This window comes from uncultured Planktosalinus sp., assembly GCF_963973675.1.
GTDB lineage: Bacteria > Bacteroidota > Bacteroidia > Flavobacteriales > Flavobacteriaceae > Planktosalinus.
Window position 1 is genome coordinate 1 of record NZ_CAXBAN010000038.1, and the last position, 11117, is coordinate 11117.

An 11117-nucleotide genomic window follows, 5' to 3' on the forward strand; every position below is an offset into this window, starting at 1 on the left:
ATGAATCCAAAGGAATTCAACAGGTTATTTGTACAGATATTTCTAAAGACGGCATGCTTCAAGGTCCTTCTTTTGAACTCTATGGTGAAATATTGAAAGAAACAACAGTTCAACTTATTGCCAGTGGAGGTGTTTCAAAATTTGATGACCTTTTGAAACTGCGTGAACTGGGTTGTGGAGGCGTGATTTTGGGAAAAGCGATATATGAAGGAAAAATTACATTAAAAGAATTAGAAAAATTATGCTAAAAAAGAGAATCATACCTTGTCTTGATATTGCTAACGGAAGGACTGTAAAAGGAGTTAATTTTATTGATATTCGGGATGCCGGTGATCCCATAGAACTCGCCAAACGCTATGTGGAAGAAGGAGCCGACGAACTCGTTTTTCTCGATATCACAGCCACCCTTGAAAAGCGCAAAACACTGGTTGCATTAGTAACTGAAATAGCATCAGCAATCAATATTCCATTTACAGTGGGTGGTGGAATCAATACGCTGGAAGATGCTAAAGCTGTAATTCTCGCAGGAGCCGATAAGGTAAGTATCAACAGCGCGGCCATAAAAAATCCCAAACTGATTTCTGAAATCTCAAGTCATTTTGGCAATCAATGTGTTGTGGTAGCCATGGACGTAAAAAATACAAATGGCGATTGGAAAGTGTTCAGTCACGGTGGTAAAACACCCACAGGGCTAGATGCTTTGGAATGGGCACTGGAAGTAGAACGTCGCGGTGCCGGTGAAATTTTGCTCACATCCATGAACAACGACGGTACCAAAAATGGTTTTGCCATTGATATTACCCATACAATCAGCTCTCTATTAAAAATTCCGGTGATTGCTTCAGGTGGAGCCGGGACCATGGTTCATTTTAAAGAAGTGTTTCAGCAAACTAAAGCAGGAGCAGCTCTGGCAGCGAGTATTTTTCATTTTGGAGAAATTCCCATTCCGCAACTAAAAAATTATTTACAAACTCAAAAAATACCTGTAAGATGTCTATAGACTTTTCAAAAACCAACGGCCTTGTGCCTGTAATAATTCAAGATTTTAGGAGCAATCGGGTTTTGATGCTCGGCTATATGAATCAAGAAGCCTTTAACAAAACAAAAAATGAAGGCAAAGTCACCTTTTTCAGCAGAAGTAAAAATCGGTTGTGGACAAAAGGGGAAGCCTCCGGTAATTTTTTATTTGTAAAAGAAATTTTGATTGATTGTGACCAGGATACCCTTCTCATTAAAGCCAAACCCCAAGGCCCCACCTGCCACACCGGGAGCACTACTTGTTTTGGAAATGAAACCGCTAAGGGGTTTCTTTATGAATTGGAACATACTATTCAGCAACGCATAGTAAGTGGTGATGAAAAATCATACACCCGTGATTTAATGCAAAAAGGCATTAATAAAGTTGCCCAAAAAGTAGGCGAAGAAGCTGTTGAATTGATTATCGAGGCAAAAGACTCCAATGATGATTTGTTTAAAAATGAAGCAGCAGATTTACTGTTTCACTACTTAATTTTACTCAAAGCAAAAGGATTTTCATTGGAAGAAATTGAAGAGGTATTGAAGTCGCGGGCAAAATAAATTTTTATAAAAAAGATGGGATTTTAAAATCACTTAGCTATATTTGCTTTTCGATATGAGAAATTTAAATCAATATAACTCTTGGTGGTGGCAATCTAAATCCCAAATAGGATTCAGGTAGTTGTGCCATGTTGTTTTGTAACCAAAATAAACCAAGCCCGCTGAATCCAGCGGGCTTTTTTTATGTAAAAAAATGAAATTTAAAGATTTTAACAATGACATTTACTTTTAAAACAAACATCAAAAAAACACTCAGTGATACCCACACGCCAGTGGAAGTGTACCTTAAATTCAGGGATAAGTATCCGGGTTGTTTTTTACTCGAAAGCTCAGACTATAAAAGTAAGGAAAACAGTTTTTCATACATTTGTTTGCAGTCCGTCGCTTCGTTTTCGGTGAATAAAGAGCTTACCACTGTGCGATACCCAAGACAGCAAAAACAGGTGCTAAAGACAAATGAAACCGAAATTCCTGAAGCCCTGAACGCTTTTGCAAAGTCATTTAATACTGAGCAACAGGACTATGATTTTGTCACCAGCGGACTCTTTGGCTACACTTCTTATGACGCCATCCCACTGTTTGAGGATATAGAATTTAGCAATCAGGATTTTGACTTGCCGCTTCTTGAGTATCATCTTTTTAAATACATCATTGTTTTCAATCATTTTAACAACGAACTCTTTATAGTCGAACAACAAGCTAAAGGCGAAAACTCCCGCTTATCTGAAATTGAGGACCTATTAAACCACCGCACTGTCACACAATTTAAATTTTCAACCGTTGCCAAAGAAACAACTAATTTTAACAATGCCGATTTTTTAACTAAAATCAAAAAAGGTATTGACCATTGTCACAAAGGGAATGTTTTTCAGGTGGTGCTTTCCCGAAAGTATTTCCAAAAATTCAAAGGAGATGAGTTTAATGTATACAGAGCTTTAAGGTCTATAAATCCGTCACCTTATTTGTTTTATTTTGATTTTGGTAATTTTAAAATATTTGGTTCTTCGCCTGAAGCTCAACTCACGATTGGAAATCAAAAAGCCATCATCAATCCCATAGCCGGAACCTTCAAGCGCACAGGAAATACATTGGAAGACGCAAAAATAGCCGAGGCATTGAGCAATGACCCTAAAGAAAATGCAGAACACATCATGTTGGTAGATTTGGCAAGAAACGATTTGAGTAAAAACAGTACCTCGGTAACCATTGACAGTTTTAAGCAGGTGGAATATTATTCACATGTCATTCATTTAGTTTCAAAAGTAAGTGCCACTTTAGATAAAGATTACAACCCCATAAAAATTTTAGGAGACACCTATCCTGCGGGGACTTTGTCTGGGGCGCCCAAACACAGGGCGATGCAAATCATTGATGAGAATGAGCCTCAAAGCCGTGGTTTCTATGGCGGCACCATAGGCATTATTGGGTTGAACGGTACCTTTAATCACGCTATCTTTATTCGTTCTTTTTTGAGCAGGAAAAACACCTTAACCTATCAGGCAGGTTGTGGGATAGTTGCCAAATCAGTTCCCGAAAGTGAACTTACCGAAGTTGAAAATAAACTATCTGCTTTACGTAAATCCTTAGAACTCGCTAAAACTCTTTAAAAATGAAACATCCAGGAAAAATTATTAATTCACAGGTTACATTTAAAATGGATGTTTCAAGTGACCAATTAAAATAAATATTAAAGACACATGAAAATACTGGTTATCGATAATTATGACTCTTTTGTGTACAACATTGTTCATTATTTGGAGAATTTGGATGTAGATCAAGTACACGTAGTCAAAAATGATAAGTTTGAACTTGATTTAATCAATATCTACGATAAAATCGTTTTGTCACCGGGCCCCGGAATACCAAAAGATGCCGGCTTGATGCCACAAGTGATCCTTGAATTTGGCGCGGTTAAACCCATACTCGGTGTATGTTTAGGACATCAGGCCATCGCAGAGAGTTTTGGTGGTGCACTCCATAACCTAGAAAGTCCGTTACACGGTATCGCCTCTCGGGTTGAGGTGACTCAAGAAGATTATTTATTCAAAAATATTCCTAAGCAATTCAATATTGGGCATTACCATTCCTGGGTGGTTAAACCGGAATTACCAGCCACATTAGAGGTTTTAGCAAAAGATGCTTTCGGGAATATTATGGCATTAAAGCACAGTAGTTATGATCTACGGGGTGTACAGTTCCATCCCGAATCGGTGCTGACTGAATACGGTCACCAATTGCTTGAAAACTGGATAAAACAATAAAAAAGTAGTAGATGAAAGAAATATTAGAATACCTCTATCAGCATAAAACCCTTACAAAAAAAGAGGCCAAGCAAATCCTGATGGATATTGCTTCAGAGAAATACAATCATTATGAAGTAACTTCTTTTTTGACTGCTTTCATTATGAGAAATATTACCATAGATGAGCTAAGAGGGTTCCGCGAGGCCTTGCTAGAGCTTGCTATAAATATTGATTTGTCAGCTTACAACCCGATGGATGTTTGCGGCACCGGCGGTGATGGTAAAAATACCTTTAACGTTTCTACGCTCACTTCCCTTGTTTTAGCAGGAGCGGGAATTCCGGTGGCTAAACATGGTAATTATGGGGTGTCCTCTATTTCCGGCTCTTCCAATGTACTGGAAGCGATGGGTGTTGTTTTTCATACTGACGAATCTAAACTCAAACAACAACTTGAGAAAGCAAACATCTGCTTTATGCACGCACCATTATTTCATCCTGCAATGAAGTTTGTAGCTCCCGTGAGACGTGAACTGGGTGTAAAAACCTTTTTTAATATGCTGGGTCCACTGGTGAACCCGGCACGACCAAAAGTACAAATGACAGGAGTATTTAGTATGGAACTCGCAAGAATGTATCAGTATCTTTTTCAAGAAGAAGAGATGCAATATGCCATTGTATATGGATTGGATGGTTATGACGAAATCACCTTGACCTCAAACACTAAAATTATTACTCAGGAGGAAGAATACATCACAGATGCTGAAGACTTTGGGTTTGAAAAAGTAACACAACAAGAAATTCACGGCGGTGATACGATTGAAGAATCGGCCTCTATTTTTAAAACCATCCTTGACGGAAAAGGTACTCAAGCCCAGAACCAGGTGGTACTCGCAAACGCTGCTGTTGCCATTCAATGTTATCAAGACAAACTCGACAGAGAAACCGCTTTACAACTGGCTGTAGAATCTCTTCTTGGAGGTAAAGCAAAACAAACACTCAAAACATTAATCGCATTGCAATGAACATTCTCGACACCATAAAACAATACAAAATAAAGGAGGTTGCTCGACAAAAGGCTATCTGCCCGATAAAACTCCTGGAACAAAGCATCTTTTTTGAAAGTCCCTGCGTTTCTTTTTCGGGCTATGTTGTAGATCCAGGCAGAAGCGGTATTATCGCTGAGTTTAAACGAAAATCTCCTTCAAAAGGTGATATCAATAAATATGCAAATCCGGAAGAGGTGACCGTCGGCTATATGCAGGCCGGAGCAGCAGCGTTGTCTGTGCTGACTGACGAACATTTTTTTGGTGCCAAAAAAGAAGATTTACCCACAGCCCGTCGCTTCAACTTCTGTCCCATTCTCAGAAAAGAATTTATAGTGGACGAGTATCAAATTATTGAAGCCAAGTCACTTGGTGCCGATGCGATATTACTGATTGCAAAAATGATTTCGGTAAAAGAAATTGAAAACTTTACGACACTTGCGCAGCAGTTAGGAATGGAAGTGTTGCTGGAAACCCATACAGAAGCTGAAGTATTGAGCCATAGCGAAAGCAAGGCCAATGCTTTTGGAATCAACAACAGAAACCTCTCCACATTTGAAGTCTCTGTCGAAAACAGCATTCGTTTGTCAGAAATGCTTCCTAAAACAAAACTAAAAATAGCTGAAAGCGGTATCGATTCCCTTGAGACAATCAAACAATTAAAAGCAAACGGGTTTGATGGCTTTTTGATTGGTGAATATTTTATGAAACACAGCAATCCGGGGGAGAAATGTAAGGAATTGATAAAAAACTTGTCACTCATTTAGAAAATTAAGTTAGAAACATTTTTAACCTATCTGTGACTCTGTTTAAGTCTCTGTGAAATTCCGTTATACACTATTAATTAACCTGATAATAAATAATACCGCAGAGTTAAACGAAAAAACACAAAGGGATACAGAGAAATATAAAACGAATATGAAAATCAAAATTTGCGGACTCAAAGAGGCTAAAAATTTAAGGCAGGTTTCAGAAGCAAACCCCGACTATATGGGATTTATTTTTTACCCCAAATCAAAACGGTTTGTGGGTGATGAATTTTCAAAAACTACGTTGGCTAAAATCCCTGAAAGTATCCTGAAAACAGCTGTTTTTGTTAATGAATCTCAAGAAAACATATTAAAAACTGTTCAGAAATATGACTTTCAAGCAGTTCAGCTGCATGGCAATGAATCAACCGAAATATGCAAGCAACTGAAATTACAAAACCTCATTGTTATCAAAGTCTTTGCGATGGACGATTGCTTTGATTTTGAGACGTTGCATCCTTATGAGAACCATTGTGATTATTTTTTATTTGACACTAAAACGAAGCATTTTGGCGGAAGCGGGAAATCTTTTGACTGGAACCTTTTACAGCAATACCATTTGAAAACTCCATTCTTTTTGAGTGGTGGTCTGGGTATTGAAAATCTGGAAGCGATATTAAAATTAAAACACAACAAACTTTATGGGCTTGATTTTAATAGTAAACTTGAAATTAGCCCGGGTATAAAAAATATACAATTGATTAACAAAGTACTTGATACCATTAAAAATTATGAACACATTTAGTCCGTCAAAAGAAGGGTTCTACGGTGAATTTGGAGGTGCTTTTGTACCCGAAATGCTGTACCCCAATGTACTTGAACTTCAAAACCGTTACAGGAAAATTATTGAAACAGATGACTTTCAAAAGGAATTCCGTGCGTTGTTGCGAGATTATGTGGGTAGGCCCACACCACTGTTTTATTCCAAAAATCTTTCAAATGAACACAGCGCACATATCTATCTCAAACGGGAAGACCTCAACCATACCGGTGCACATAAAATTAACAACACCATTGGCCAAATTCTCGTCGCAAAAAAATTAAACAAGAAGCGCATTATTGCCGAAACCGGAGCTGGTCAGCACGGTGTTGCCACTGCTACCGCTTGTGCCTTGATGGGGCTGAATTGTGTAATCTATATGGGTGCCATTGACATTGAAAGGCAAAAACCCAATGTGGATAGAATGAAACTACTGGGTGCTGAAGTGATTTCCGCGACAAGCGGAAGCAAAACTCTTAAGGACGCTACCAATGAAGCGATCAGGGCGTGGATTAATAATCCGGTAGATACACATTATATCATCGGTTCGGTAGTGGGGCCGCATCCTTATCCTGATATGGTGGCGATGTTTCAATCGGTCATTAGTGAAGAAATCAAAATACAACTTCTGGAAAAAACCGGCAGAGAAAACCCAGATTATGTGATTGCCTGTTTGGGTGGTGGCAGCAACGCCATTGGTGCCTTTTACCATTTTATTGATAACAACAAAACAAAACTTATTGCTGTGGAAGCCGGTGGTGAAGGTGTGTATTCAGGAAAAACAGCAGCCACGATTGCTTTGGGTAAAAAAGGCATTATCCACGGAAGCAAAACCTACCTAATTCAAACAGCCGATGGTCAGATAGTGGAACCTCATTCCATTTCTGCAGGTCTTGACTATCCCGGTATTGGTCCTGTGCATGCCTATTTAAACGACACTAAAAAAGCAACAGTTGTTTCTGTAACTGATGAAGAGGCTTTAGTCGCAGCGCACGAACTTTCTCAAAAGGATGGTATCATACCGGCGCTGGAGTCGGCGCACGCATTGGCATACCTAAAGAAAATGACCTTTAAAAAAGAGGATGTGGTTGTCATTAACCTGTCAGGAAGAGGGGATAAGGATTTGGCGACCTACCAAAAACATTTAAAACTATGAGCAAAAGATTAGATAAACTTTTCGAAACTAAAAAAAACAACATCCTCTCCATTTATTTCACAGCAGGCTATCCTGAAATTAATGATACCTTGAAAATTGTCAAAAACCTGGATGCAGCGGGTGTCGATTTAATCGAAATAGGGATGCCTTTTTCAGACCCTTTGGCAGATGGACCGGTGATTCAGGAAAGCAGTCAAAAAGCAATTCAAAACGGAATGACCATCAAACTGCTTTTTGAACAATTAACCGATTTGAGAAAAATCACTCAAATTCCGATCGTGTTGATGGGCTATTTGAATCCTGTAATGCAGTATGGCGAGGAAGCCTTTTTATCAAAATGTGCAGAAGTGGGTGTTGACGGACTTATTTTGCCAGACTTACCCTTAGAAATTTACAATCAGGATTGGAAGATTCTTTCAAAAAAATTTGATATTTCAAACATACTCCTGATAACGCCTCAATCAACTGAAGAAAGAATAAGCGCCATAGACGACGCTTCAAACGGATTTGTGTATGTGGTCTCATCAAACAGCATAACAGGCGCCAACAATACGTTTGACCGGCAAGCGGAATATTTTCAATACATTCAGCAATTGAGACTTAAAAATCCCACATTGATTGGTTTTGGGATACACGATAGCGAAACTTATAAAGAGGCTTGTCAATACAGTAATGGAGTCATTATAGGAAGTGCATTTATCAGACATACTACGTCAGAAGGCATCAGTATAAAATCAATTTACGAATTTGTAAAAAACATCAGGTCATGATTATACAATTGGATAAAAACATTTCGCTACAACATATAATGGCGATTCACGGAGTATTGGAACAATTCAACATCAAAGCAGTGGATATTAAAACCCAGAGCCATTTCTACAAAGTGGCAGTGTTAAAAAATGAATTTGACCTAAGGCGATTGGGTAGCTTACCGGGAGTCAAAGACATTCACCGGGTAACAGATGATTACAAACTGGTTTCCCGAAAGTGGAAAGTGACCCCTACAACTATTGATTTGGGTGATGGAGTCACCATAAACGAAGACAATTTCACTTTAATGGCCGGACCCTGTTCTATAGAAGGTGAAGAACAAATTGAGGCTATTGTAAACCAACTGGTTAAGAACAATGTCAAAATTATGCGTGGAGGAGTATATAAACCCCGTAGTTCGCCTTATGCATTTAGGGGACTGGGAATCGAGGGTTTGAAATCCTTTTATCGCATTTGCAAAATAAACGGCATTAAAATTATAACAGAGGTCATGCAAGTTTCTCAAATTGAAGAAATGATAGATTATGTTGATATTTTTCAGGTGGGTGCGCGCAACACCCAGAATTTCAATTTACTTGATGCACTGGGAGGAGTTGATAAGCCGGTGATGATTAAAAGGGGTATTTCCGGGAGTATAGATGAACTGTTGCAGTCTGCTGAATATGTTTTTTCTGCCGGTAATGAAAAGCTGTTGCTTTGTGAGCGTGGCATCCGCACTTTTGAAGGAGCTTACAGAAATACTTTTGATATCAATGCTATTCCCATTTTAAAAGAAAAAAGTCATCTGCCGGTCATTGCTGATCCATCGCACGGCATTGGAATAAGAAAACACGTGGAGCGAATTACTTTAGCGGCGCTTGTGGCAGGAGCAGACGGTGCGATTGTCGAGATGCATCACGAGCCTGAAAAAGCCTTTTCAGACGGGAAGCAAACACTGGACTTTGATGAATTCTCAACCCTGGTTGCCAAAATTAAAAAGCTCCGGGAAGTAGCAGTTTAATCTTCTTCCACAAAGTCATCCAGGTCCCGGCGGTCTTTTTTGGTGGGACGGCCGGTGCCTTTTTTGCGGTAGTAGTCTTTGGAATATTTAAGAAGTTCTAGTTTTTCAAGGTTTTCTTTGGGTGTAATATCCTTTCGGTAGATATCAACAAGCTTGGCTCCCAGTCTGGAGTCAGGGATGTCGAGCACTTCAAGTACATAATCCACCTGATTTTTACGCACTTGAACCTGATCACCGGGATAGACTTCCCTTGAGGGCTTTACATTGTCTCCTTGTATCTTTACTTTTCCGGTCCTACAGGCATTGGTAGCAATGCTTCTGGTCTTAAAATAGCGCACACACCATAAATATTTATCCACTCTCATACTAAGCCCACTTAAAAATAGTTAATCTTTTAGACAAAAATAAGAGATTATTGTATCTTCGCCAGCAAAATAAAAGAGAATCAACGCCCATAGAGGGTACAAAATAAAAAACAGGTATTTTCAAGCATTTAATGTATTGAAAAAAAACGGCTAATAAACTTAATTTAAATGAAAAGCACCTATAGATTTTTAACTTTGATTTTATTAACTGCATTGGTAGTTAGTTCTTGCAGAAGAGATGATGAAGGCCCTGAACGAATTCCTGAGCGTGATCGTGCAGCTGAAGCAACAGCTGCAACGGCAGAGATTGAAGCTTTTCTTCAGACACATTTTTATAATTATGAGGATTTTGAAAATCCGACACCCAATTTTGATTATAAAATTGTATTTGATACCATAGCAGGTGAAAATGCAGATAAAACTCCGTTAATTGAGCAGGTAATGACCAAGCAGGTATTTGACAGAGTAAGGCCTGAGGTTATTTATACTTTATACTACTTAAAAGTAAAAGAGGGCGAAGGAGATTCACCACTTTATGCTGACGAAGCATTGGTTACTTACAAAGGACAGTTTTTAAATCTTGACACCTTTGATGCTTCTGACGCACCAATCAAATTTGATTTAACACAAGTTGTTACCGGATTTCAACAGGGAGTTATTGAATTAAGTGGTGCAACAAACATAATAGAAAACCCTGATGGCACACTTACTTTTGAAGGCTTTGGAGCCGGTGCTGTTTTTGTGCCTTCCGGTTTAGGATATTGGGTGAATTCTCCTTCCGGAATACCGGTGTATTCTCAGCTTATTTTCACCTTTAATTTGTATGATGTCACCACAGACATTGATCATGATTCGGATGGGGTTCCTTCTTTACTGGAGGATTTAAATGAGAATGAATATTTGGGAGATGATGATACTGATGAAAATGGTGTCCCAAACTATTTGGATACTGATGATGATGGAGACGGTGTAGAAACTATTGATGAAATTATCATTAACCCTGACGGTACTGTTGAGTATCCCGATTCAAGCGGGAATGGTATTCCCGATTACCTAGACCCTGATTATCCTGTTTTAAATAATTAATTCTAAAAATTTAAATAAAATAAAAACCCCACGAAAATATTTCCGTGGGATTTTTTTTTTGAAGCAAACGTAGGTGTTGTTCAATTTATTTTCGCTGCATTACTTTTTTTACAGCCTTTACAATGGCATTTGCATTGAGACCGTATTTTTCCATCAGTTGTGCGGGTGTGCCTGATTCGCCAAAGGTATCCTGTGTGGCAACAATTTCCTGTGGGGTAGGGTGATTTTCAGCGAGCACACGGGCAACGCTTTCTCCCAGTCCTCCCAGAAAGTTATGTTCTTCTGCAGTGACGATACAGCCTGTCT

Annotated in this window: 14 protein-coding genes; 12 read left to right on the plus strand and 2 right to left on the minus strand. The window is 38.8% G+C overall.

All coding sequences use genetic code 11. The features are described from left to right. The 11 genes from AACY61_RS02645 to AACY61_RS02695 all read left to right on the plus strand — a co-directional run. Positions 1–248 (plus strand): HisA/HisF-related TIM barrel protein (locus tag AACY61_RS02645; protein WP_339609909.1); only part of this gene is annotated, 248 nt, incomplete at its 5' end. Further along, a complete protein-coding gene (gene hisF / locus AACY61_RS02650; RefSeq protein ID WP_339609911.1) occupies positions 242–1000 on the plus strand; it encodes an imidazole glycerol phosphate synthase subunit HisF in 759 nt (252 codons plus the stop codon). The genes AACY61_RS02645 and hisF, both read left to right, overlap by 7 nt. After that, the gene (gene hisIE, locus AACY61_RS02655; protein ID WP_339609913.1) at positions 991–1578 is read left to right on the plus strand and encodes a bifunctional phosphoribosyl-AMP cyclohydrolase/phosphoribosyl-ATP diphosphatase HisIE; all 588 of its coding nucleotides are present in this window, start codon (positions 991–993) and stop codon (positions 1576–1578) included. Before hisF ends, hisIE begins: the two co-directional genes overlap by 10 nt. Before the next feature lie 215 nt (positions 1579–1793). Beyond that, positions 1794–3185 carry an anthranilate synthase component I family protein gene (locus tag AACY61_RS02660; protein ID WP_339609915.1) on the plus strand — a complete coding sequence of 464 codons (1392 nt, stop codon included), beginning with the start codon at positions 1794–1796 and terminating at the stop codon, positions 3183–3185. Positions 3186–3275: 90 nt separating this feature from the next. After that, positions 3276–3839: an aminodeoxychorismate/anthranilate synthase component II gene (locus AACY61_RS02665; RefSeq protein WP_339609917.1), complete on the plus strand. Its 564-nt coding sequence runs from the start codon at positions 3276–3278 to the stop codon at positions 3837–3839. A gap of 11 nt (positions 3840–3850) precedes the next feature. Next, positions 3851–4843: an anthranilate phosphoribosyltransferase gene (trpD, locus tag AACY61_RS02670; RefSeq protein WP_339609919.1), complete on the plus strand. Its 993-nt coding sequence runs from the start codon at positions 3851–3853 to the stop codon at positions 4841–4843. Next, on the plus strand, positions 4840–5631 hold the full coding sequence (gene trpC / locus AACY61_RS02675) for an indole-3-glycerol phosphate synthase TrpC (protein WP_339609921.1): 792 nt from the start codon (positions 4840–4842) through the stop codon (positions 5629–5631). Before trpD ends, trpC begins: the two co-directional genes overlap by 4 nt. A 151-nt stretch (positions 5632–5782) precedes the next feature. Next, positions 5783–6418 carry a phosphoribosylanthranilate isomerase gene (locus AACY61_RS02680; protein WP_339609923.1) on the plus strand — a complete coding sequence of 212 codons (636 nt, stop codon included), beginning with the start codon at positions 5783–5785 and terminating at the stop codon, positions 6416–6418. Further along, the gene (gene trpB / locus AACY61_RS02685) at positions 6405–7589 is read left to right on the plus strand and encodes a tryptophan synthase subunit beta (protein ID WP_339609925.1); all 1185 of its coding nucleotides are present in this window, start codon (positions 6405–6407) and stop codon (positions 7587–7589) included. The genes AACY61_RS02680 and trpB overlap by 14 nt, the downstream gene beginning before the upstream one ends. Further along, positions 7586–8359 carry a tryptophan synthase subunit alpha gene (gene trpA, locus AACY61_RS02690; protein ID WP_339609927.1) on the plus strand — a complete coding sequence of 258 codons (774 nt, stop codon included), beginning with the start codon at positions 7586–7588 and terminating at the stop codon, positions 8357–8359. Before trpB ends, trpA begins: the two co-directional genes overlap by 4 nt. After that, complete coding sequence (locus tag AACY61_RS02695) at positions 8356–9360, plus strand: bifunctional 3-deoxy-7-phosphoheptulonate synthase/chorismate mutase (RefSeq protein WP_339609929.1); 1005 nt, start codon at positions 8356–8358, stop codon at positions 9358–9360. Before trpA ends, AACY61_RS02695 begins: the two co-directional genes overlap by 4 nt. On the opposite strand, the gene AACY61_RS02700 is transcribed toward AACY61_RS02695, so the two are convergent. Then, complete coding sequence (locus AACY61_RS02700; protein WP_339609931.1) at positions 9357–9725, minus strand: RNA-binding S4 domain-containing protein; 369 nt, start codon at positions 9723–9725, stop codon at positions 9357–9359. The two genes, AACY61_RS02695 and AACY61_RS02700, sit on opposite strands and share 4 nt — an antisense overlap. Before the next feature lie 168 nt (positions 9726–9893). Between AACY61_RS02700 and AACY61_RS02705 the strand changes: the two genes are divergently transcribed. After that, positions 9894–10811, plus strand: coding sequence for a hypothetical protein (locus AACY61_RS02705; RefSeq protein ID WP_339609933.1), 918 nt, complete (start codon positions 9894–9896; stop codon positions 10809–10811). Between the two features lie 85 nt (positions 10812–10896). Here the strand turns inward: AACY61_RS02705 and AACY61_RS02710 are convergent. After that, on the minus strand, positions 10897–11117 hold a 221-nt coding region (locus AACY61_RS02710), incomplete at its 5' end, for a transketolase C-terminal domain-containing protein (RefSeq protein ID WP_339609935.1).